Below are 22,244 nucleotides of genomic sequence, written 5' to 3' on the forward strand. Positions count from 1 at the left end.
ACCTCTCGATTGCAGGGGCGGCCAGCATACCGCAGTGAACCGGGTCCGGCCCGGCATACCCTCAAATGAGGTATGGCCGCCCGGGCCCTGGCTTCTTAGCCTGCAGGCAACAGTCCCGCAGGAGTCAGCCCATGTCCATCGTTACCCCCATGCCCACCGCCGTTCGCGACCAGGCCAGCCTGGCCGCCCTGGATCGCGCCCACTATATGCACGGCTACCACCTGTTCGACGAGCACCGCCAGCAGGACGCGTTGCAGATCGGCGGCGGCGATGGCGCCTATATCCAGGACCTGGCCGGCAACCGCTACCTGGACGCAGTGGGCGGCATGTGGTGCACCAATATCGGCCTGGGCCGCGAGGAAATGGTCGAGGCCATCGCCGAACAGACCCGCCAGCTGGCCTACGCCAACCCCTTCTGCGACATGGCCAACCCGCGGGCGGTGGAGCTGTGCGCCAAGCTGGCGGAGCTGGCCCCGGGCGACCTCGACCATGTGTTCCTCACCACCGGCGGCTCCACCGCGGTGGATACCGCCATCCGCCTGGTGCACTACTACCAGAACTGCCGCGGCCTGCCGCACAAGAAGCAGATCCTGACCCGGCGCAACGCCTATCACGGCTCCACCTACCTGGGCATGTCCCTGGGCGGCAAGCAGGTGGATCGTGAGGGCCAGTTCGACTTTATCCAGGACGGCATCCACCACCTCAGCGGCCCCTATCCCTACCGCGCCCCCGCCGGCCTGAGCGAGGCCGACTACCTGGACAGCCTGGTGGCCGAGTTCGAGGCCAAGGTGCTGGAGTTGGGCGCGGACCGAGTGGCGGCCTTTATCGGCGAGCCGGTGTTCGGCTCCGGCGGGGTGATGGTGCCGCCGGCCGGCTACCACCGGCGCATCTGGGAGCTGTGCCGGCGTTACGACATCCTCTATATCGCCGACGAGGTGGTCACCTCCTTCGGCCGCCTGGGGCACTTCTTCGCCAGCGAGGCGGTGTTCGGCGTGCAGCCGGACATCATCACCACCGCCAAGGGTCTGACCAGCGGCTACCAGCCCTTGGGCGCCTGCCTGTTTTCCGAGCGCATCTGGCAGGTGATCGCCGAGCCGGGCCAGGGCCGCTGCTTCACCCACGGTTTCACCTACTCCGGGCATCCGGTGGCCTGCGCTGCGGCGCTGAAGAACATCGAGATCATCGAGCGTGAGGGCATCCTGGCGCATGTCGAGGAGGTCGGCCGCTATTTCGAGGAGCAGCTCAGGACGTTGCTCGACCTGCCGATAGTCGGCGACGTGCGTGGCCTGCGCTTTATGGCCTGCGTCGAGTTCGTCGCCGACCAGGCGAGCAAGGCGCTGTTCCCCGAGGCGCTGAACATCGGTGAGTGGGTGCACCTGCGGGCGCAGAGGCGCGGCCTGCTGGTGCGGCCCATGGTGCACCTGAACGTGATGTCGCCGCCTTTGATCCTGACCCGCCAGCAGGTGGACTTTATCGTCCGGGTGCTGCGCGAAAGCATTCTGGAGACCCTGGAAGATCTTCAACAGGCCGGTCACTACTAGCGTTTTTGGCGCTCCCACTTTACTCACAGAAGGAAGGCCCCCAATGGACGACAACAAGAACAAGGTCCTGCGCTTTCGCGACGTCACCCTCTACACCGTCTCGGCCATGCTGTTTATGGATCAGATCGCCCTGGCCGCATCCCTCGGCGCCACCAGCCTGTTCTGGTGGGCCTACGTGCTGGTGCTGCTGTTCGTGCCCATGGCCCTGATGACCGCCGAGCTGGGCACCACCTACCCCGGCAGCGGCGGGGTCTACCACTGGGTGCGGCTGGCCTTCGGCGCCCGCTGGGGCGCGCGCCTGTCATGGATGTACTGGGTCAATAACGCGCTGTGGATGCCCTCGGTGTATATCCTCTTCGCCGCCATGCTCAGCGAGTTCTTCCTGCCGGATCTGAGCCTGTGGACGCAGATCGCCATCGGCATCAGCCTGGCCCTGCTCACCGCGCTGTTCAATGCGGTCAAGCTGGGCATCGGCAAGTGGCTGCCCAACATGGGGGCGCTGATGAAGCTGGTGGCGGTGCTGGCCTTGGGGGTAGGCGGTATTCGCTACGGGCTGCAGCACGGCTTCGCCAACCCCCTGACCCTGGATACCCTGATCCCCTCATCGGGGATGGCGATCGCTGCCCTGGGCATCATGGTCTACGGCATCATGGGTACCGAACTGGCCTGCTGCAGCGCCCCGGAGATGCGCAACCCGGTGCGCGACATTCCCCGGGCGATCCTCGCCGCCGGCCTGCTGATCGCCGCCTTCAACGTGTTCGGCACCCTCGGCGTGCTGGCCGCGGTGCCCAGCGACCAGACCGACGTGACCAAGATCTTCGCCGAGTCGCTGTACCAGATGTACGGCCACGACGGCCTGGGCGGCGCCTTCGCCAGCCTGATCGCCTGCTTCGTGCTGTTCACCCTGTTCACCAATATGGTCACCTGGAGCATGGGCACCAACCGTGCGGCGGTAGCGGCAGCCAAGGCCGGCGAGCTGCCCGCGCTGTTCGGCGTGGTCCATCCGCGCTACCACACCCCGGTGGGCCCGGCGTTGCTGGCCTCGACGGTGAGCATCGTGGTGATGCTGGTCTACGGCCTGGTGGCGAGCAGCGCCGAGGAGCTGTTCTGGACCCTGCTGTCGATCTTCGCGATGATCTTTATGCTGCCCTATGTGCTGATGAGCCTGGCCTTTATCAAGCTGCGCCTGCATGACTCGCGACCTCGGCCATTCCGCCTGCCCCTGGGCAACGTCGGCGCCTGCCTGTGGGCGGCAGTGGTGGGGCTGCATGTGCTGGCCGGCATCCTGCTGTTCGTGGTCACCCCCGGCGAGCCGATGGACTGGGACTACAGCGGCAAGATCCTGCTCGGGGTCGGTCTGGCGCTGGCCATCGGCGAGTGGCTGATTCGCGCCAGCAGCAGGCAGCAGGCGCAACAGGCCCTGGCTCTGCAGGGGCGCTGACGGATCGCGGATGATCCTGTACAGTCGTTCAGCGCTGCGTTCAGAGCCTGCTACGACTGTATAAGGATCGGCCATGACCCACCCGACTCGTTTCGCCCGCCTGGAGCCCGAGCTGCGCAAGTCGCATCTGGTCGAGGCCACTCTCAAGTGCCTCAAGCAGCACGGCTTCCAGGGCGCCTCGATCCGCAAGATCTGCGCCGAGGCGGGGGTCTCGGTGGGGCTGATCAATCACCATTACGGCGGCAAGGACGAACTGGTGGCCGAGGCCTATCTGACCGTCACCGGGCGGGTCATGGGCCTGCTGCAGGAGGCCGTCAGCCAGGCCGAACCGACCCCCAGGGCACGCCTGTCGGCCTTCTTCCAGGCCTCCTTCTGCCGCGAGCTGCTCGATCCGCAGCTGCTGGAGGCCTGGCTGGCCTTCTGGGGCGCGGTGAAGACCGCCGAGGCGATCAACCAGGCTCACGAGCACTCCTATGGCGAGTACCGGCGCATGCTCGCCGCGGTGCTCGCCCAGCTGGCGGCCGAGCACCAGTGGCCGGGCTTCGATGCCGAGCTGGCAGCCATCGGCCTGTCCGCCTTGCTCGACGGCCTGTGGCTGGAGTCCGGGCTCAACCCCAGCACCTTTACCCCGGCCCAGGGCGTGCTGCTGTGCGAGGCCTGGGTCGACGGTCTGGAGGCCGGCGGTTATCGCCGCTTCCTTTCGGGGGAGGATGTTGATCAAGTGTTCAGCAATGGCTAGAGTGGCCAGGCGAACCCCCGCGACCTTCCACCTATAACGACAAGAGTGGCCGCTTCCATCGGAGCGGCAGGAGCGAGCGCATGACGGCCATGGCCCGTGTATTGATCGTCGACGACGATCCGGTAATCCGTGAGTTGCTGGCTTCCTACCTGCAACGCGACGGCTACGAGGTGCTCTGCGCCGAAACCGCCGAGCAGGCCGAGGCCTGCCTGCAGGAGCAGCCGGTGGAGCTGGTGATGCTGGATATCCGCCTGCCCGGCAAGGACGGCCTGACCCTGACCCGCGAGCTGCGCGTGCGCTCGGAGGTGGGCATCATCCTGATCACCGGCCGCGACGACGAGATCGACCGCATCGTCGGCCTGGAATGCGGCGCCGACGACTACCTGGCCAAGCCCTTCAACCCCCGCGAGCTGATGTCGCGGGCGAAGAACCTGATCCGCCGGGTGCGCCATGCCCAGGCCGCCGGGCCGGCGGAGGAGGGCCGCCAGCTGCGCCAGTTTGCCGACTGGACCCTGGACCTGGATCGCCGCCGCCTGCTGGCCGCCGATGGCCGCGAATGCCTGCTGACCCATGGCGAGTTCCAGCTGCTTAGCGTATTTCTGCGCAACAGCGGGCATACCCTCAGCCGCGATCAGCTGATGGACCAGATCCGCAACCGCGAATGGCTGCCCAACGACCGCTCCATCGATGTGCTGGTGGGCCGCCTGCGGCGCAAGCTGCAGGACGATCCGGCCGACCCGCGGCTGATCATCACCATCCATGGCGCCGGCTATCTGTTTAGCGCCCCGGTCAGCTCGCGGGCATGAAGCCTTGGCTGTTGCTGGGCCTGCTGCTGGCGGCCGGCCTGGCCCGGGGCGAGGCGCCGACCCTGCGCTACTGCGACCACCCGGTGTACCCGCCGATTTCCTGGAGCGATGCCGCAGGTAGCGTGCAGGGCGTGGCGCCGCGGGCGGTGCGCGAGGTGGCGCAGCGCCTGGGCTTGGCCCTGGAGATCGTGGTGCTGGGCAACTGGCAGCGCTGCCTGAGTGATGCCGGCGAAGGCCGGGTCGACCTGGTGATCGCCTACCGCTCGGCCGAGCGTGAGGCCCAGCTGCTGTTTAGCCAGGAGCCGCTGCTGCAGGAGGAAGTGGTGCTGTTTTACAACCGTGAGCGGCCGCTTAAGGTGCAGCGCCTGGAGGACCTGGCCGGCTATCGCGGCGGCCTGCTGTTCGGCGAGAGCTACGGCCAGGCCTTCGACCAGCTGGTGGCGGTCCATGGCAATGTCGAACGGGTGGCCAGCAACCAGCAGAACTTCGGCAAGCTGATCCGCGGGCGCATCGACTTTATCGCCCACGAGCGGCGTACCGGTCAGCTGTTCGTCGAATACCTGCCGGGGGCCGAGCGTATCGCCATGGCGCCGCTGACCCTGGCGGTGGATCAGCTGCACTTCGCCATTTCCCGGCGCTCGCCCCTGGTGGCCTGGCAGGGGCGTATCGATGCCGAGCTGCGCCGCCTGCGCGAGGAAGGCGCGGTAGAGCGCTGGCTGGCGGAGAGCGAGGCGGCCTATCGAGCCATGCAGGAGGCCGGTCGATGAGCTGGCGCCTGCCGGTGCTCAGCGGCCTGTCGCGGCGCCTGCTGCGCTTTATCCTGCTGTTCAGCCTGTGCTTTACCCTGCTCGCCGGGGCGCTGCAGCTGGTGCTGGAGTACCGCCGCGAGATGGCCGGGGTGGAGTCGCGCCTGGAGCTGATCCGCAGCGGCTACCTGGCCAGCATCGAGCGCAGCCTGTGGGACCTCAACCAGGAACAGCTGACGGTGCAGCTGCGCGGCCTGGTGGACTTCCCCGATATCGCCTGGGTGCGTCTGCAGAGCAGCGACTTCGATCTGCTCAAGGGCCGGCCCGAGGCCGCCGAGCCGCTGCGTCGCGAGCGCTTCGAGCTGGTCTACCGCGCACCGGATGGTCAGCCGCGCAGCCTCGGCAGCCTGGAGGTGGCGGTGGATATCGCCAGCATCCACCGCCGCCTGTGGGCCAGCGGCCTGGCCAACCTGCTGTGGATGGCCCTGTTTATCTGCGGCCTGGCTATCACCCTGGCCTGGCTGTTCCATCGTCTGGTCACCCGCCACCTGCTGGCCATGGCCGAGTTCTCCCGTCATCTGGGTGCCGGTAGCTGGCAGCAGCCGTTGCAGCTGGCCAAGGCGGCCCGCGCCGATGATGAGATCGACCAGGTGGCCCATGCCCTGGAGGACCTGCGCCAGGCCATGCTCGCCGACCTGCGCCGGCGCGAGGCCGATCGCCAGGCCCTGGTCGGTCGCCAGGACGAACTGCAGCGCATGGTCGAGCAGCGCACCGCCAGCCTGCACCAGGCCAAGGAACAGGCCGAGGCGGCCAACCGCGCCAAGTCGCGCTTTCTTGCCACCATGAGCCACGAGCTGCGCACTCCGCTCAATGGCATTCTCGGGATGGCCGAACTGCTTCGCGAGGCGTTGCCGGCCGAGCCTGATCGCCTGCGCCTGCGCGCCCTGCACAAGGCCGGCGAGGGCCTGCTGGCGCTGCTCAACGACCTGCTGGATTTCGCCAAGCTGGAGGAGGGCGAGGCCCGCGCCGAGCCGGTGGCCTTTGCCCTGGGCGAACTGCTGGATGAGGTGGTGACCCTGCTCGAACCCCGTGCCCAGGCCAACGGCACCCAGCTGCAGGTGCGTCTGGACGCCGCGGTGGGGCCCTGGCTACTGGGCTGCGAACAGTTCCTGCGCCAGGTGCTGACCAACCTGCTGGCCAATGCCATCAAGTTCACTGCCGGCGGCCGGGTGTGTCTGAGCGTCGAGCTGCTGGGCGAGCACAGCCAAGGCCAGCAACTGCGCATTCAGGTGGAGGACGACGGTATCGGCATCGCCGAGGCGGTACAGGGGCGTATCTTCGAGCGCTTCGTCCAGGCCGACGAGCAGGTGGCGCGGCGTTATGGGGGGGCCGGCCTGGGGCTGGCCATCTGCAAGCGCCTGGTGCAGGCCATGGGCAGCGAGATCCAGCTGCACAGCCGTGAGGGGCAGGGCAGCCGCTTCTGGTTCGAGCTGTGGCTGCCCCGGGGGCAGGCACCGCAGGCGCCGCAGCCGGTGCCGGCCGTGCCCCTGGCGGCGCGCCGGGTGCTGGTGGTGGAGGACGTGCCGCTTAACCGTGAGGTGGCCCGTGGCCTGCTTGAGCGTGAAGGCCAGTGGGTGAGCCTGGTCGAGGATGCCGAGCCAGCCCTGGCGTTGTGCCGTCAGCAGCGCTTCGATCTGATCCTGCTGGACGTGCACCTGCCCGGCTGCAGCGGGGTCGAGCTATGCCGTCAGTTGCGCCAGGACGCCCAGGGGCTTAACCGCGATACGCCGATCTACGCCTTTACCGCCAGCCTGCAGGCGAGCAAGGTGCAGAGCTATCTGCAGGCCGGCATGCAGGGGGTGATCGGCAAGCCCATCGACCTGGCCCTGCTGCGTAAGGCCCTGGCCCGCTGCACGCCGGCCGAGGTCTGGCTGGACGCGGCCCGGCTGCGCGAACATGCCGAGCAGCTGGGTGGCGAGCGCCTGCGGCAGTTGCTCGGCCTGCTGCTGCACAGCCTGCAGGAGCAGGGCGCACTGCTGCGCGCGGCCCTGCAACGGCGCCAGGCCGCACCCTTGCAGGAGGCCGCTCACCGTCTGGCCAGCGCCTGCGACAGCCTTGGCGCCCTGGCCTTGGGCCAACTGCTGCGTCAGGTGGAACAGGCCGCCGAAGCGGGCGCCGAGTTGCCCTGGGACGACTGGCAGGCCCGTCTGCAGGCGGCGTTGGCAGCCACCGAGGCGGCCGTAGTCCAGGCCCGCGGCCAGTTGTAACAGCGGCGTTACCACTTCTTACAACTTCTTTCCCGCCGTACAACGGCACCTTACATCGCCTGCCAATAATCGAGCCGGGACCGGACACCTGAGGCCGGTCAACCTTCGGTTACTGGGAGACAACAACAATGAAACTCCGCAACCTCTCGGCGCTCGATGCGCTGCTGGTCGGTGCCGTGCTGCTGGCCCTGATCGCCGGCTCGCTGAGCCTGTTCGATAATCCCATGGGTGGGCCATTGCAGCTGGCACTGATCATGGTCGGCTGCTTCGCCGCGCTGATCGGCATGAAAAACGGCATCGGCTGGGCTGAACTGGAAAGCGAGATTATCGCCACCAATGCCAAGACCATCGGCTCGATCTTTATCTTCCTTGCCATCGGCGTGCTGATCGGCGCCTTTATCCTCGCTGGCACCGTGCCGACCCTGCTGTATGCCGGGCTCAGCCTGCTCTCGCCGGGTTTCTTCTACCCCCTGGCCTGCCTGATCTGCGCCATCGTATCGATCTGCATCGGTTCGTCCTGGACCACCGTGGCCACCATCGGCGTCGGCTTGATGGGCACTGCCCATGGTTTTGGCCTGTCGCCGGAGATCACCGCCGGTGCGGTGGTGGCTGGTGCCTACTTCGGCGACAAGATGTCGCCGCTGTCGGAAACCACCAACCTGGCCCCGGCCGTGGTCGGCGTCGACCTGTTCGCCCATATCCGCCACATGGCCTGGGTCTCGCTGCCGAGCCTGCTGCTTGCCCTGTGCCTGTTCGCCTTTCTCGCCTTGAGCGCCGATGTGCGCGGCGATGCGGTATCCAATGTGCCGGAGCTGCAGGCGCAGTTGCGTGAGTCCTTCCATATCGCCTGGTACAACCTGTTGCCCATGCTGGTGCTGCTGGTGCTGTCGGTGCGCAAGGTGCCGGCCTTCCCGGCGATCATGTTCAGCGCGGTGCTGGCCTGCCTGTTCGCCGTGCTGTTCCAGGGCGTGGCCATCGAGCGCTTTATGGCCGAGAGCGAGCTGAGCGGCGCCACGCGCACCGTCACGGCTCTATGGACGGTAATGGCCACCGGCTTCTCCATCAGCAGCGGCAACGAGGTGGTGGACAGCCTGCTCAGCCGTGGCGGCATGGCCGGCATGGTGTTTATGGCCTTCCTGGTGTTCTGCTCGATGATGATGACCGCGGTGCTTGAGCGCATCGGCTTTATCCGCTTCCTGCTCGGCCTGATCGTGCGCAGCGTGCATTCGGTGGGCGCGCTGATCGGCGCCACCCTGGCCACCAGCCTAAGCGTCAACCTGCTGACCGGCGACCAGTACCTGTCCCTGGTGCTGCCGGGGCAGATGTGGAAGGAGGAGTACCGCCGTCGGCGCCTGGCCGCGGTCAACCTGTCGCGCACCATCGAGGACGCCGGCACCGTGACCTCGGCGCTGATCCCCTGGAACGCCTGCGCGGTGTATATGGCCGCCACCCTGGGCGTGGCCACCCTGGCCTATGCGCCATTCGCCTTCTTCAACTGGATCAACCCGCTGATCGCGCTGCTCTACGGCATCTTCTGCATCAAGATCCTGCCGTTGGCCGACGAGCAGGATGAAGCTGCCGAACTCGCGCCGCCCACCGCCCGACCGCTACCCAGCGCCGGCTGATCTCCCCCCGCAACCCACCAGGCCCGCCGCAGTGCGGGCCTTTTGCGTTACGGGGGGCTGCAAGCAACGCCGTTCAGCCGTAGCCCGGATGAAATCCGGGAAGTCCCGGCCCTGCAAAACTGCTCCCGGATTGCATCCGGGCTACAAGTACAGGCCGCTCTCTTGCTTGAGTGGGCCGCATTGGGCCTGTAAGGCCTTGTTCGAACTTGTAACAGGCCTCTGAAAATCCCTAATTAATTTCATATATATCAATCACTTAATCATTTAACTGAACGGTTGTTCGACATCTTGTCGAATTACTGAACAAGTGTTTAGTATTGCCTCCAGGCCCGGACGCAGACGCGTCCAATAACAACAAGCCAGTCCAACAAAGAGGTTTGCCATGAACGCAGCCCCCCGTCTGCTCTGCCAGATCGAAGCCGGCATCGCCCGGGTCAGCCTGAACGGCCCGGAGCAGCGCAATGCCCTGGATATCCCCAGCCTGCAGGACCTCTATGAGCTGCTCGGCGAACTGCAGGCGGCGCCGGAAGTGCGCGTGCTGCTGCTGACCGGCAGCGGCAAGAGCTTCTGCGCCGGCGCCGATGTCGCCGAGTGGGCCGCCGCCGAGGCCCGCGGCGAGCTGGAGAGCTACGGCTGGACGGAGAACGCCCACCGCCTGATGGTGCGCCTGCACGGCTTCGCCAAGCCGAGCATCGCCGCCATCAACGGCAGCGCAGTGGGTGCCGGCATGGACCTGGCGCTGTGCTGCGATATGCGTATCGCCTCGGCCTCGGCGCGCTTTCGGGCTGGCTACACCAGCATGGCCTACTCGCCGGACGCCGGCGCCAGCTGGCACCTGCCGCGCCTGATCGGCGAGGAGCAGGCCAAGCGCTTGCTGTTTCTCGACCAGCCCTGGAGCGCCGAGCGCGCCCTGGCTGCGGGCCTGGTCGGCGAGGTCTGCGCCGATGAGCAGCTACAGGCCGTTGCCGGCGAACTGGCCGCGCGCCTGGCCAAGGGGCCGACCTTCGCCTTCGCCCAGACCAAGACCCTGATCCGTGAAGGGGCTGCGCGCAGCCTGGCGCAGCAGCTTGAGGCGGAACTGGCCGCCGGCCTGCTCTGCGGGCGCAGCGAGGACGGCGCCGAGGCGCTGCGCGCGGCCATGGAAAAACGTACCCCAGATTTTATCGGCCGCTGATCGCGCGCCCTGCCCGAGGACAATGTCATGAATTTTCAACTGACTGCCGAACAGAACATGCTGGTGGAGGCGGTACGCGCCTTTGTCGAGAAGGAGTTGCTGCCCCATGAGGAAGCGGTGGACCGTGCCGATGCGGTGTCCCCCGAGCTGGCCGCCGAGATTCGCGGCAAGGCCATCGCTGCCGGCTTCTACGCCTTCAATATGCCGGAGGAGGTGGGCGGCGGCGGCCTCGATTACCTGTCCCAGGCCCTGGTCGAGCGCGAGCTGTCCAAGGTGTCCTGGGCGCTGCAGGTGTTCGTCGCGCGGCCGTCGAAGATCCTTATGGCCTGCAAGGGCGAGCAGATCGACCAGTACCTGCTGCCCTGTATCCAGGGCGAAAAGATCGACTGCTTCGCGCTTACCGAGCCGGGCGCCGGCTCGGACGCCAACTCGATCAAGACCCGCGCGGTGCGCGACGGCGACGACTTCGTGATCAACGGTGCCAAGCACTTTATCAGCCATGCCGGGCATGCCGACTTCGCCATCGTCTTCGCCGTCACCGACAGCTACGAGCGCAACGGCAAGAAGCGCAATGCGGTCACCGCCTTTCTGGTGGACAAGGGCACCCCGGGCATGACCGTGCGCCGCGGGCCCAAGTGCGTGAGCAACAAGGGCTACCACACCTATGAAATCTTCTTCGACGACTGCCGGGTGCCGGCATCCAAGGTCCTCGGTGAGGTGGATAAGGGTTGGGAAGTGGCCAACGCCTGGCTGACCGCCGGGCGGGTGATGGTCGCCGCCAACTGCGTCGGCCAGGCCCAGCGCGCCATGGCCCTGGCCCTGCAATGGGCGGCGGACCGCCAGCAGTTCGGCCAGCCCATCGGCAGCTACCAGGGCGTGTCGTTCAAGCTGGCCGATATGGCCACGCAGATCGCTGCCGCCGAACTGCTGACCCTCAATACCGCCTGGAAGATGGACCAGGGCAGCATGACCGACGGCGAGGCCGGAATGGCCAAGCTGTTCGCCAGCGAAGTGCTGGGCAAGGTGGCCGACGAGACGGTGCAGATCTTCGGCGGCATGGGCCTGATGGACGAGGGCCCGGTGGAGCGCATCTGGCGCAACGCGCGGATCGAGCGGATCTGGGAAGGCACCTCGGAAATCCAGCGTCACATTATCTCCCGCGAACTGCTGCGGCCCTTGCTGCGCTAGGAATCCATCATGAGCCTGCATAACAATATCCGTCGCCTGCTGGCGCCCAAGCACCTGGCCTTTATCGGCGGGCGCAGCATGGCCCGTGCCCTTAAGCGCTGCGCAGAAGGGGGATTTGGCGGCCAGCTATGGCTGGTCAATCCGCAGCACGCCGAGTTGGAGGGCGTGCCCTGCGTGGCCAGCATCAGGGAGCTGCCCTGTGGCCCCGATGCGGTCTTTATCGCCACCAACCGCGAACTGACCCTGCAAGCCGTGGCCGAGCTGGCGGCCAAGGGGGCGGGCGGGGCCATCTGCTATGCCTCGGGCTTCGCCGAGACGGGCGAGGCGGGCGAGCGCCTGCAGGCCGAGCTGCTGCGCGCCGCCGGCTACATGGCCCTGCTCGGGCCCAACTGCTACGGCCTGCTCGACTACCTGCACGGCGCCGCCCTGTGGCCGGTGGCCCATGGTGGCCAGCGGGTGGAGCGCGGCGTGGCGGTGCTGACCCAGAGCGGCAACTTCGCCTACAACCTGTCGATGAGCGACCGCTCGCTGCCGGTGGCCTATATGGCCTCGGTGGGCAACCAGGCCCAGCTCGGCGTGGCCGAACTGATGGATGCCTTGCTCGACGAGCCGCGGGTCAGTGCCATCGGCCTGCACCTCGAAGGTCTGAAGAATATCCCCGGCTTTGCCCGCGCCGCCCACAAGGCGCTGGTCAAGGGCATCCCGATTATCGCCCTGAAGACCGGTGTGTCGCAGATCGGTGCCGAACTGGCGCTTAGCCATACCAGCTCCCTGGCCGGCTCCGACGCCCTGTACGACGCGCTGTTCCAGCGCCTCGGGGTGATTCGCGTAAGCGGCCCGGTGAGCTTTATGGAAACCCTCAAGGCCGCCGCCTGCGGCCAGTTGCCGGCAGGCCCGGGGCTGATCGCCCTGGCCTGTTCCGGCGGCGATGCCGGCTTGATCGCCGACTATGCCGAGGCCAATGGCCTGGCACTGCCCAAGCTGGATGAGACGCAGCGTTTAGAGTTGGCCGAGGTGCTACCGGCCTACGCCAATATCGCCAATCCACTGGATTTCACCACCGCCATCTGGGGCGATGCCGAGGCGCTGACACGCATGCTCGACAGCTGCCTGAGCCAGCCGGCCGATGCTGCCCTGCTGGTGCTCGATTACCCGGACGAGCAGAGCGGCGAGCGGCCGCAGTGCGACCTGCTGCTTGAGCTGTACTGCGACGCCCTGGCGCGCCACGACAAGTGCGGCTTTATCGCCTCGGCCTTCCCCGAACTGCTGCCGGCCCATGCCCGCGACTACCTGCACGGCCGTGGCGTGCCGGCGCTGCAGGGGGTGGAGGACGGCCTGGCCGCCTGGGGTCGGATCGCCGCTTACCAGAGCCGCCGCCAGGCCCTGCTGGCCATGGGCGAGGCGGCCCTGGTGCCGCTGGCGGCCGGCAGCGCGGACGGCTCAGGCGTGCTGCTGGATGAATGGCAAGCCAAGCAGGCCCTGGGCGCCTTTGGCCTGCCGCTACCCCGTGCCGTGCTCAGCACCCCCGAGCGCGCCCTGGCCGATGCCGAACAGCTGGGTTATCCGCTGGTGCTTAAGGCGGTCAGCAGCGAGCTGCCGCATAAGACCGAGGCCGGCGGCGTGGCCCTTAATCTGCGCGACGCCGGACAACTGCAAAGTGCCCTGCAGCGGATGCGCCGCGACCTGGCCGAGCATGCGCCGACTCTGGCCTTCGACCAGGTGCTGCTGGAGGCCATGGCCGGCCCGCCATTGGCCGAGCTGATCGTCGGGGTCAAGCGCGAGCCCGGCTTTGGCCTGGCCCTGGTGATAGGCACCGGCGGCATTCTGGTGGAGCTGCTCAGGGACAGCCGCAGCCTGCTGCTGCCGACCAACCCGGCAGCGATCCGCCAGGCCCTGCTCGGTTTGCGCAGCGCGCCGCTGCTGAGCGGTTTTCGTGGCCGCCCGGCGGCGGATCTGGATGCCCTGGTGGCGGCCATCGGCGCGGTGGCCGACTACGCCTGCGAGCACGCCGAACGCTTGCTGGAACTGGACGTCAACCCGCTGCTGGTCGGCGCCCATGGCTGCGTGGCGGTGGATGCATTGATCCGTTTGGCCGATTAGAACCCCCTCTCCCCTCGGGGGAGAGGGCCGGTGAGAGGGGCAGTGCGCTACCCCGCCCACGCAAGGAGAAGATTCCATGCAAGACAATACAAGCCTTACTTGCGGCCAGGCCCTGGTGCGCCTGCTGGCCAACTACGGCGTTGATACCGTGTTCGGCATTCCCGGGGTGCATACCCTGGAGTTGTACCGCGGCCTGCCCGGCAGCGGCATCCGCCATGTTCTGAGCCGTCACGAGCAGGGCGCCGGCTTTATGGCCGACGGCTATGCCCGGGTCAGTGGCAAGCCCGGGGTGTGCTTTGTGATCAGCGGCCCGGGGGTGACCAATGTGGCCACTGCCATCGGTCAGGCCCATGCCGACTCCATCCCCATGCTGGTGATTTCCAGCGTCAACCATAGCGCCAGCCTGGGCAAAGGCTGGGGCTGCCTGCACGAGACCCAGGATCAGCGCGCCCTGACCGCGCCGATCACTGCCTTCTCTGCTCTGGCCCTGAGCCCCGAAGACCTGCCCGAGCTGATTGCCCGCGCCTGGGCGGTGTTCGATAGCGAGCGGCCGCGCCCGGTGCATATCTCGGTGCCGCTGGATGTGCTGGCCGCGCCCCTGGCGCGGGACTGGAGCGGCGAGGTGGCGCGCCGCCCCGCTCGCGGCCTGCCGGCCGCCGAGGCGTTGCAACAGGCCGCCGCCAGGCTGGCTCAGGCCAAGCGGCCGATGCTGATTGCCGGCGGCGGCGCCCTGGAAGCCGGTGCCGAGCTGGCCGAACTGAGCCGGCGTCTGGCCGCTCCGCTGTTTACCACGGTGGCCGGCAAGGGCCTGCTGCCCGTCGACGCGCCGCTGCATGCCGGCGCCAGCCTGTGCGTCGAGCCCGGCTGGCAGCTGATCGAACAGGCCGATCTGGTCCTAGCGGTAGGCACCGAGCTGGCCGATACCGACTTCTGGCGCGAGCGCCTGCCGCTGTCCGGCGAGCTGATTCGCATCGATATCGACCCGCGCAAGTTCAACGACTTCTACCCCTGCAGTGTGGCGTTGCGCGGCGATGCGCGGCTTAGCCTCGCGGCGCTGCTGCAGCGGCTGCCGGAAACCGCGCGCGACCCGGCAGCGGCCATGGATGCGGTGGCCAGCCTCAAGGCGGCGATCCAGGGTAGCCAGGGGCCCCTGCAGCGTATCCACCAGGCGATTCTCGAACGCATCGCCCAGGTGTTGCCGGCCGACGCCTTTATCAGCACCGATATGACCCAGCTGGCCTACAGCGGCAACTACCTGTTCCCCAGCCGCGCCCCGCGCAGCTGGCTGCACCCCACCGGCTACGGCACCCTGGGGTACGGCCTGCCCGCCGGCATCGGCGCCAAGCTCGGCGCGCCGCAGCGTCCGGGGCTGGTGCTGGTGGGCGATGGCGGCTTTCTCTACACCGCCCAGGAGCTGGCCACTGCCGTGGAGGAGCTGGATAGCCCGCTGGTAGTGCTGCTGTGGAACAACGACGCCCTGGGGCAGATCCGCGACGACATGCTCGGCCTGGATATCGAACCCATCGGCGTGCTGCCGCGCAACCCGGACTTCGCCGGCCTGGGCCGCGCCTTTGGCTGCGCGGTGCGCCAGCCGCAGAGCCTGGATCAGTTGCAGGACGACCTGGCGGCCGGCTTCGCCCACCCAGGGGTGACCCTGATCGAACTCAAGCACGCCTGCGCCCAATGACCTGAAAGTCGCGCAGCGACGCCCTCCTTATTGCCCTTCTCCCTCCGGGAGAAGGTGGCGCGCAGCGCCGGATGAGGGAAGGGCATACCCGTTAAGGAGACACCCATGCGTTACTCGCAACTGACCCAACGTATCGCTGGCGACGGCGCCGCCGCCTGGACCATCCACTACCGCGCCCTGGAGCGTCAGGCACGGGGCGAGGACATTATCCTGCTGTCGGTGGGCGACCCGGACTTCGACACCCCGCCGCCCATCGTCCAGGCCGCCATCGACAGCCTGCTGGCCGGCCACACCCACTACGCCGAGGTACGCGGCAAGCGCGAGCTGCGCCAGCGTATAGCCGCCCGCCATAGCGCCCGCAGCGGCCAGGCGGTGGACGCCGAGCAGGTGGTGGTGCTGCCCGGCGCCCAGTGCGGCCTGTTCAGCGTGGCCCAGTGCCTGCTCGATCCGGGCGACGAGGTGATAGTGCCGGAGCCCATGTACGTCACCTACGAGGCGGTGTTCGGTGCCTGCGGCGCCAAGGTGGTACCGGTGCCGCTGCGTGCCGAGTACGGCTTTCGCCTGCAGGCCGCCGATGTCGCCGTCGCCATCACCCCACGCACCCGCGCCCTGGCCCTCAACAGCCCGCACAACCCGTCCGGCGCCAGCCTGCCGCGGGCCACCTGGGAGGCCATCGCCGGCCTGTGCATCGACCACGACCTGTGGCTTATCTCCGATGAGGTGTACAGCGAGCTGCTGTTCGAGGGCGAGCACATCAGCCCGGCCAGCCTGCCGGGCATGGCCGAGCGCACCGCGACGCTGGGCAGCCTGTCCAAGTCCCACGCCATGAGCGGCTGGCGCCTGGGCTGGGTGGTGGCGCCGCGGCAGCTGGCCGAGCATCTGGAGAACCTCGCCTTGTGCATGCTCTACGGCCTGCCGGACTTTATCCAGGACGCCGCCTGCGTGGCCCTGGCGGCCGAGCTGCCGGAGCTTGACGCGATGCGCGAGGCCTATCGCCAGCGCCGCGACCTGGTCTGCGCGACGCTGCAAGATTGCCCCGGCCTGCGCGCCCTGAAGCCGGACGGCGGCATGTTCGTGATGGTCGATATCCGCGCCACCGGCCTGTCCGCCCAGGCTTTCGCCGAACGCCTGCTGGATCGCCACGGCGTCTCGGTGCTGGCCGGCGAGGCCTTCGGCCCCAGCGCCGCCGGGCATATCCGCGTCGGCCTGGTGCTCGGCAGCGCGCCGCTGGCCGAGGCCTGCCGGCGCATCGCCCGCTGCGCCGCCGAGCTGCTGGAGGAAGCCTGCCATGCTTGAGCATCGCCAGCTGTATATCGACGGCGCCTGGCAGGCGCCCCATGGCACGGGCCTGGCCGAAGTGCTTAACCCGGCCACCGAGGCCGTGATCGGCCGCGTGCCCCTGGGCGACGAGCGCGATGTGGACCGCGCCGTGCTCGCCGCGCGGCGCGCCTTCGGCCCCTGGTCGCGCACGCCGGCCCATGTGCGTGCCGGTTATATCCGCGCCCTGGCCGAGCTGCTGGAGGCCCGCGCCGGCGAGATGGCCGCGCTGATCACCGCCGAGCTGGGCATGCCGGTGCAATGGTGCCGGGCGGTGCAGGTGGACGGTCCGATCGCAGGTCTGCGCAGCTACGCCGAGCTGGCGGCGCTGATGGACGAGGTGCGCGAGGTCGGCAACTCCCTGGTGCTGCGCGAGGCGGTGGGGGTGTGCGCCTTTATCAACCCCTGGAACTACCCGCTGCATCAGCTGCTCGGCAAGCTGGCGCCGGCCCTGGCCGCCGGCTGCACCCTGGTGCTCAAGCCGAGCCAGGAAACCCCGCTGCATGCCTTTCTGCTGGCCGAGATGGTCCATGCCATCGGCCTGCCAGCCGGGGTGTTCAACCTGGTCAGCGGCCCCGGCAGCAAGGTTGGCGAGGCCCTGGCGCGCCATCCCGAGGTGGACATGCTGTCCTTTACCGGCTCCACCGGCGCCGGTGTGCGGGTGGCCACGGCGGCGGCGCCGACGGTCAAGCGCGTGTGCCTGGAGCTGGGCGGCAAGTCGCCCTTTGTGATCGGCGCGGACGCCGATCTGGCCGCGGCGGTGCGCCATGGCGTGCAGGACGTGATGATCAATTCCGGGCAGACCTGCACCGCGCTGACCCGCATGCTGCTGCCGGCCAGCCGCTATGCCGAGGCGCTGGAACTGGCGGTTGGCGAGTGCGAGGCCCTGCGCCTGGGCGACCCGCTGGACCCGGCAAGCTTTCTCGGCCCCATGTGCTCGGCCGGCCAGCGCCGCACGGTGCAGGACTATATCCGCCTGGGTCAGGAGGAGGGCGCGCGCCTGCTGTATGGCGGCGCCGAGCCGCCCACCGGGTTGCGGCGCGGCTACTATCAACGGCCGACCCTGTTCGCCGAGGTGGACAACCGCATGCGCATCGCCCAGGAGGAAATCTTCGGCCCGGTGCTGTGCCTGATTCCCTATGCCGACGAGGACGAAGCGGTGCGCCTGGCCAACGACTCGCCCTTCGGCCTGTCCAGCGCGGTATGGACCGCCAGCCGCGAGCGCTCGCTGCAACTGGCGCGGCAACTGCGCGCCGGGCAGTGTTTCGTCAACGGCGCGGCCTTCAACTACCGCGCGCCCTTCGGCGGCTACAAGCAGTCCGGCAACGGCCGCGAGTGGGGTGAGGAAGGCCTGCACGAATTCGTCGAGGTCAAGGCGATCCAGATCTGATTTGTAGGGTGCGCCATGCGCACCGAGTCATTTGCCGGTGCCATGGCGCCCCCAGAAAGGAATTTTTATGAAGGTACTGATAGTCCACGCCCACCCCGAGCCGCAATCCTTTACCGCGGCCCTGCGCGACCTGGCCCGCGAGACCCTGGAGGGGCAGGGCCACGAGGTGCAGGTGTCGGATCTCTATGCGATGAACTGGAACCCGGTGGCCTCGGCCGCCGATTTCACCGCGCGGGCCAACCCGGACTACCTGGTCTATGCCCTGGAGCAGCGCGAAGGAGTGAAGGGCGGTCAGCTGGCCGCCGATATCCAGGCCGAGCTGGACAAGCTGCTGTGGGCCGACCTGCTGATCCTCAACTTCCCGCTGTACTGGTTCTCGGTGCCGGCCATGCTCAAAGGCTGGATCGACCGGGTGCTGGTCAGCGGCGTCTGCTACGGCGGCAAGCGCTTCTACGACCAGGGTGGCCTGGCCGGCAAGAAGGCCCTGGTCAGCCTGACGTTGGGCGGGCGCGAGCATATGTTCGGCGCGGGGGCTATTCATGGGCCGCTGGAAGACATGCTGCGCCCGCTGCTGCGTGGCACCCTGGCTTATGTCGGCATGGATGTGCTGAAGCCCTTCGTCGCCTGGCATGTGCCCTATATCAGCCACGAGGCGCGCGAGGATTTTCTGCGCGCCTATCAGCAGCGCCTGCAGGGTCTGGAGCGGGAGCAGCCGCTGGCCTTCCCGCGTTTGGAGCAGTTCGACGAGCGGCTGTATCCGCTGAGTTCGTAGGGCGGGCTTGTAGGCCGAGTTTCAATCGAATCGGTACTGCACCCCCGCGCCGAGATACCAGGCGCGTTCCGGCCCCGGTTCGTAGTAGCGGCCGTTGCTCTCGCCGACTATCACCGAGCCGATGTATTCGCGGTCCAGCAGGTTGTCGATGCGCAGCACCTGGTTGAAGGTCAGCGCGCCGAGCTTCTGCTCGAAGCGCGCCTGCCAGTTGAACAGGGCGTAGCTGGGCGCGGCCTTGGCCTGGTTGCTGTCCTCGACATACAGCTTGCTGCGGTACAGCCCTTCGATGGCGGTGCTGAAACCCTCGCGCGGCTGCCAGGCCAGCTCGCCATACAGGGTGCTGGCGGGGATGCCGGGCAGGCGATTGCCGGACGCGATCGGCCGGCCGCCGCTGGCGAAGTCCTGGCTGTAGATGGCCTCGATATGGCTGTAGGCGAGGTTGCCGCGCAGGGTTTCGCTCAGTTGGCTTGCCACCGCCAGCTCCACGCCGCGACGGCGGGTCTGTGCGGCGTTCTGAAAGCGCGTGCGGCCGCCGCTGGCCGATTCCACCACCAGCTCGTCGTCGGTATCGATCTGAAACAGCGCCAGTTGCAGGTCGCTGGCCTGGCCGAGGCGGGCCTTGAGGCCGATTTCGACCTGCTCGCTGGTGGCCGGTTGCAGGTCGAAGCCGAAACCGTTGTCGGGACCGGAGTACGACAGTTCGTTGAGCGTCGGCGTCTCCAGGCCCTTGCCCCAGCTGGCGTACAGATTCAGCTCCGGCAGCAGCGCGTAGCTGGCGCCCAGGGTCGGGGTTAGCTCGCGGTAGGTGACCGCGCCGCCATCGTCGCCATTGCTCAGGAAGCGGTCGTCCACCTCGAACCGCACTTCGTTGTGGCGCAGGCCGGCCTGCAGGCCGAGCTTGCCCAGTTGCCAGGCGGCCTGGACATAGGGCGACAGGCTGCTGACCTCATCGCGCTCGTCGCGGCGCAGGTTGCCCTTCACCCCCAGGGTGCTGCCGACGAAGTTCTCAAAGCCCTGGCGGTCGTCGCGGGAATGGTCGTAGTCCAGGCCGGCGGTCAGGGTCAGCAGGCTGCTGCCCAGGTCGAAGGGCTGGATCCAGCGGTTGCTGGCGCCGAAGAAGCGCCGCTCGAAGTCGATCACTCCGCCTGAGTGGGACGGGTTGGCCTGCACCGCCACCGGGATCGACTGGTACTGGATCACCCGCCGGGTACCGCTGTACAGCGTGCTCTGCCAGGTGCCGGCGGCGAAGCTGCGCTCGTAATTCAGGCCAAGCTGCTGGTGATCCACCGTCTTGCGCGTATTGAACGCCAAAGCGCTGGGGGCGGCGGCGCGGCGGTCGGCCTGCACCTGTTGCCAGGTCAGGCCCTGCGGGTCCTGAGTGTCGTTCTGGTCGAGCTGATTGAAGCTCAGGCTGAGCTTGCTGGCATCGTCCGGGTACAGGGTCAGCTTGGCGAAGCTCTTGTCGAGGATGGCGCCGCTGTGCTCGCGATAACCGTCGGTCTCGAAGTGCGAGCGGTTGAGGATAAAGCCGGCCTGGTCGTTGCCGCCCTCGGCACTGACTCGCGTGCGGCTGGTGCCCCAGGCCGCCTGCGAGGTGTCGACGGACACCCTGGGTGCGCCTTCGCCATCGCGCGAGAACAGCTGGATCACCCCGCCGGAGTTGCTGCCGTAGACGCTGGCGAAGGGGCCGCGCAGCACCTCGATGCGCTCCAGGGTATCGAGGTCGAAGGTCGCCGCCTGGCCCTGGCCATCGGGGTTGGACAGCGGCACGCCATCGGCCAGCAGCTTGATACCGCGGATGCCGAAGGCCGAGCGGGCGCCGAAGCCGCGCGAAGACAGCTGCAGATCCTGGGCGTAGTTCTGCCGGTTCTGCACCACCAGGCCGGGCACGCTGCCTAGCGCCTCGGACAGGTTGACCCCCGGCTTGCCCAGGGTGGCCTGCTCGGCATCGATGCGGTTGACCGAGAAGGGCAGGCGCCAGCCGCTGGCCTGGTAACGGCTGCCGGTAACCACCAGCGGCTCGGCCTGATAGCTGGCGTTCTCGGCCTGCGCGGTCAGTGGTAGCAGCAGGGCGGCAAGCCAGGGGCGAGGGCGGAATGGGGTCATGGTCGAGGGATCTTCTGCGGTCGCTATCCCGCGATGGTGACCGCAGCGGCGGACCGCGGGCTAGAGTCGCTGCGCCGCCTGACGCAGAAATGCTCTACGAAATGTTGCCGCAATAGGGTTGTCGAACGATTTGGATAGCGCTAACATTCGGCCAAACAATGAGCGGCGCCACGTCGATGGCGCCCTGGAGTTCCCATGCAGCAACAGCCTTTCGCACTGCCTGCCCGCACCACATTGGTGGTCATGGGCGTCAGCGGCTCCGGCAAGAGCGAGATCAGCCAGGCGGTCGCCACCACCCTCGGCTGGCGCCATATCGAAGCCGATCACTTCCATCCCCGCGAGAACGTCGAGCGCATGCGCGCCGGCATCCCCCTGAGCGACGACGACCGCAGCCACTGGCTGGACGCCCTGAGCGAGCAGATGCTGGCCGCCCAGGCGGCGGGCGAGGGCTTCGTGCTGGCCTGCTCGGCGCTCAAGCGCGCCTACCGCGAGCGCCTGCGCGCGGCGGTGCCGGGGCTGCAGTTCGTGCATCTGCAGATCGACCAGGCCACCGCGCTACAGCGAGTCGGCGCGCGTCCCGGGCATTTCATGCCCATCTCGCTGGTCGACAGCCAGTTCGCCACCCTCGAAGCGCCGGCCGGCGAACCCCAGGTGCTGACCCTGGATGCGGCCGCCAGCCGCGAGGCGCTGCTGGCGGATATCTGCGCCTGGTTGCGCCGCGATCTGCCGGAGGCCGGCTCGGGCGCCGATGCCGCTGGTTCGACGACAGAAATTGATAGCGCTAACCACGCCGCGCAGCTGGGCGCCGACCCCATCTACGAGGGCCGTCTGGCGCGGCTGTTCGACCGCCTCACCGACGGCCTGATGGCGACGCTGATGGCCTTCATGGTGCTGGCGGTGTTCGCCAACGTGGTGCTGCGCTACGCCTTCGGCACCGGCTGGGCCGGGGCCGAGGAACTGTCGCGACTGGCCTTCGTCTGGCTGGTCTTCGTCGGCGTGGCCTCGAGCATGCGCCGCGGCGAGCTGATGACCTTCCGCATGATCCGCGACCGCTTCCCACAGTCTGCGCAACGTCTGCTGGATTCGCTGAGCTGGCTGCTGGTGGCCGGCGCCAGCCTGCTGGCGGCCTGGGGCGCCTGGATGCAGGTGCAGTTCGGCTGGGGTAACCACAGCACCGTGGTCGGTTATCCGGTGGTGCTGGCCATGGTGCCGGTGCTGGCCTGCATGACGGTGCTGGCCGTCCTCGCCCTGGTGCAACTGATCAACCTGTGGCGCCGCGCGCCGCAGGCAAGCCTGGCTCACGCGCAAGTCGATTGAGGCTGCGTCATCACTAACAAGAACGGGC

The 22,244-nt window shown here is 68.0% G+C and carries 16 protein-coding genes; 15 read left to right on the forward strand and 1 reads right to left on the reverse strand.

Annotated elements, in window-relative coordinates:
* Nucleotides 1–149: 149 nt before the first annotated feature.
* The 14 genes from EA796_RS18930 (at nucleotide 150) to EA796_RS18995 (ending at nucleotide 18,793) form a co-directional block, all read left to right on the forward strand.
* The gene (locus EA796_RS18930; RefSeq protein WP_122109790.1) at nucleotides 150–1,541 is read left to right on the forward strand and encodes an aminotransferase; all 1,392 of its coding nucleotides are present in this window, start codon (nucleotides 150–152) and stop codon (nucleotides 1,539–1,541) included.
* 43 nt (nucleotides 1,542–1,584) lie between these two features.
* Complete coding sequence (locus EA796_RS18935; protein ID WP_122109730.1) at nucleotides 1,585–2,982, forward strand: APC family permease; 1,398 nt, start codon at nucleotides 1,585–1,587, stop codon at nucleotides 2,980–2,982.
* Nucleotides 2,983–3,055: 73 nt separating this feature from the next.
* Entirely contained in the window at nucleotides 3,056–3,721 is a 666-nt protein-coding gene (locus tag EA796_RS18940; protein WP_122109731.1) for a TetR family transcriptional regulator C-terminal domain-containing protein, read from the forward strand.
* Between the two features lie 80 nt (nucleotides 3,722–3,801).
* Nucleotides 3,802–4,527: a response regulator gene (locus EA796_RS18945; protein ID WP_122109732.1), complete on the forward strand. Its 726-nt coding sequence runs from the start codon at nucleotides 3,802–3,804 to the stop codon at nucleotides 4,525–4,527.
* Nucleotides 4,524–5,294, forward strand: a complete 771-nt coding sequence (locus tag EA796_RS18950) for an ABC transporter substrate-binding protein (RefSeq protein ID WP_122109733.1) — start codon at nucleotides 4,524–4,526, stop codon at nucleotides 5,292–5,294. Before EA796_RS18945 ends, EA796_RS18950 begins: the two co-directional genes overlap by 4 nt.
* Nucleotides 5,291–7,540: an ATP-binding protein gene (locus EA796_RS18955; RefSeq protein WP_122109734.1), complete on the forward strand. Its 2,250-nt coding sequence runs from the start codon at nucleotides 5,291–5,293 to the stop codon at nucleotides 7,538–7,540. The genes EA796_RS18950 and EA796_RS18955 overlap by 4 nt, the downstream gene beginning before the upstream one ends.
* A 128-nt stretch (nucleotides 7,541–7,668) precedes the next feature.
* Nucleotides 7,669–9,165 (forward strand): Na+/H+ antiporter NhaC, encoded by a 1,497-nt coding sequence (gene nhaC, locus EA796_RS18960; RefSeq protein ID WP_122109735.1) that lies wholly within the window; start codon nucleotides 7,669–7,671, stop codon nucleotides 9,163–9,165.
* 382 nt (nucleotides 9,166–9,547) lie between these two features.
* On the forward strand, nucleotides 9,548–10,339 hold the full coding sequence (locus tag EA796_RS18965) for an enoyl-CoA hydratase/isomerase family protein (protein ID WP_122109736.1): 792 nt from the start codon (nucleotides 9,548–9,550) through the stop codon (nucleotides 10,337–10,339).
* Nucleotides 10,340–10,366: 27 nt separating this feature from the next.
* Nucleotides 10,367–11,527, forward strand: coding sequence for an acyl-CoA dehydrogenase family protein (locus EA796_RS18970; RefSeq protein WP_122109737.1), 1,161 nt, complete (start codon nucleotides 10,367–10,369; stop codon nucleotides 11,525–11,527).
* 9 nt (nucleotides 11,528–11,536) lie between these two features.
* Complete coding sequence (locus EA796_RS18975) at nucleotides 11,537–13,627, forward strand: acetate--CoA ligase family protein (RefSeq protein WP_122109738.1); 2,091 nt, start codon at nucleotides 11,537–11,539, stop codon at nucleotides 13,625–13,627.
* A 76-nt stretch (nucleotides 13,628–13,703) separates the two neighbouring features.
* Nucleotides 13,704–15,314 (forward strand): 5-guanidino-2-oxopentanoate decarboxylase, encoded by a 1,611-nt coding sequence (locus tag EA796_RS18980; protein WP_122109739.1) that lies wholly within the window; start codon nucleotides 13,704–13,706, stop codon nucleotides 15,312–15,314.
* A gap of 105 nt (nucleotides 15,315–15,419) precedes the next feature.
* Nucleotides 15,420–16,610: a pyridoxal phosphate-dependent aminotransferase gene (locus EA796_RS18985; RefSeq protein WP_122109740.1), complete on the forward strand. Its 1,191-nt coding sequence runs from the start codon at nucleotides 15,420–15,422 to the stop codon at nucleotides 16,608–16,610.
* Nucleotides 16,603–18,021, forward strand: a complete 1,419-nt coding sequence (locus EA796_RS18990; protein WP_122109741.1) for an aldehyde dehydrogenase family protein — start codon at nucleotides 16,603–16,605, stop codon at nucleotides 18,019–18,021. Before EA796_RS18985 ends, EA796_RS18990 begins: the two co-directional genes overlap by 8 nt.
* Nucleotides 18,022–18,088: 67 nt before the next feature.
* Nucleotides 18,089–18,793, forward strand: a complete 705-nt coding sequence (locus EA796_RS18995) for an NAD(P)H-dependent oxidoreductase (RefSeq protein ID WP_122109742.1) — start codon at nucleotides 18,089–18,091, stop codon at nucleotides 18,791–18,793.
* A gap of 21 nt (nucleotides 18,794–18,814) precedes the next feature.
* On the opposite strand, the gene EA796_RS19000 is transcribed toward EA796_RS18995, so the two are convergent.
* Nucleotides 18,815–20,899, reverse strand: coding sequence for a TonB-dependent receptor (locus tag EA796_RS19000; protein ID WP_122109743.1), 2,085 nt, complete (start codon nucleotides 20,897–20,899; stop codon nucleotides 18,815–18,817).
* Nucleotides 20,900–21,094: 195 nt separating this feature from the next.
* On the opposite strand from EA796_RS19000, the gene EA796_RS19005 reads away from it, so the two are divergent.
* Nucleotides 21,095–22,216, forward strand: a complete 1,122-nt coding sequence (locus tag EA796_RS19005) for a gluconokinase, GntK/IdnK-type (RefSeq protein ID WP_122109744.1) — start codon at nucleotides 21,095–21,097, stop codon at nucleotides 22,214–22,216.
* The last annotated feature ends 28 nt before the right edge of the window (nucleotides 22,217–22,244 follow it).

Source organism: Pseudomonas sp. AOB-7, assembly GCF_003696305.1.
GTDB lineage: Bacteria > Pseudomonadota > Gammaproteobacteria > Pseudomonadales > Pseudomonadaceae > Aquipseudomonas.

Excerpts from the sequence above, each read along its gene's own strand:
- EA796_RS18930 (WP_122109790.1), top strand. The coding sequence starts at position 150 with ATGCCCACCGCCGTTCGCGACCAGGCCAGCCTGGCCGCCCTGGATCGC.
- EA796_RS18935 (WP_122109730.1), top strand. The coding sequence starts at position 1,585 with ATGGACGACAACAAGAACAAGGTCCTGCGCTTTCGCGACGTCACCCTC.
- EA796_RS18940 (WP_122109731.1), top strand. The coding sequence starts at position 3,056 with ATGACCCACCCGACTCGTTTCGCCCGCCTGGAGCCCGAGCTGCGCAAG.
- EA796_RS18945 (WP_122109732.1), top strand. The coding sequence starts at position 3,802 with ATGACGGCCATGGCCCGTGTATTGATCGTCGACGACGATCCGGTAATC.
- EA796_RS18950 (WP_122109733.1), top strand. The coding sequence starts at position 4,524 with ATGAAGCCTTGGCTGTTGCTGGGCCTGCTGCTGGCGGCCGGCCTGGCC.
- EA796_RS18955 (WP_122109734.1), top strand. The coding sequence starts at position 5,291 with ATGAGCTGGCGCCTGCCGGTGCTCAGCGGCCTGTCGCGGCGCCTGCTG.
- nhaC (WP_122109735.1), top strand. The coding sequence starts at position 7,669 with ATGAAACTCCGCAACCTCTCGGCGCTCGATGCGCTGCTGGTCGGTGCC.
- EA796_RS18965 (WP_122109736.1), top strand. The coding sequence starts at position 9,548 with ATGAACGCAGCCCCCCGTCTGCTCTGCCAGATCGAAGCCGGCATCGCC.
- EA796_RS18970 (WP_122109737.1), top strand. The coding sequence starts at position 10,367 with ATGAATTTTCAACTGACTGCCGAACAGAACATGCTGGTGGAGGCGGTA.
- EA796_RS18975 (WP_122109738.1), top strand. The coding sequence starts at position 11,537 with ATGAGCCTGCATAACAATATCCGTCGCCTGCTGGCGCCCAAGCACCTG.
- EA796_RS18980 (WP_122109739.1), top strand. The coding sequence starts at position 13,704 with ATGCAAGACAATACAAGCCTTACTTGCGGCCAGGCCCTGGTGCGCCTG.
- EA796_RS18985 (WP_122109740.1), top strand. The coding sequence starts at position 15,420 with ATGCGTTACTCGCAACTGACCCAACGTATCGCTGGCGACGGCGCCGCC.
- EA796_RS18990 (WP_122109741.1), top strand. The coding sequence starts at position 16,603 with ATGCTTGAGCATCGCCAGCTGTATATCGACGGCGCCTGGCAGGCGCCC.
- EA796_RS18995 (WP_122109742.1), top strand. The coding sequence starts at position 18,089 with ATGAAGGTACTGATAGTCCACGCCCACCCCGAGCCGCAATCCTTTACC.
- EA796_RS19000 (WP_122109743.1), bottom strand. The coding sequence starts at position 20,899 with ATGACCCCATTCCGCCCTCGCCCCTGGCTTGCCGCCCTGCTGCTACCA.
- EA796_RS19005 (WP_122109744.1), top strand. The coding sequence starts at position 21,095 with ATGCAGCAACAGCCTTTCGCACTGCCTGCCCGCACCACATTGGTGGTC.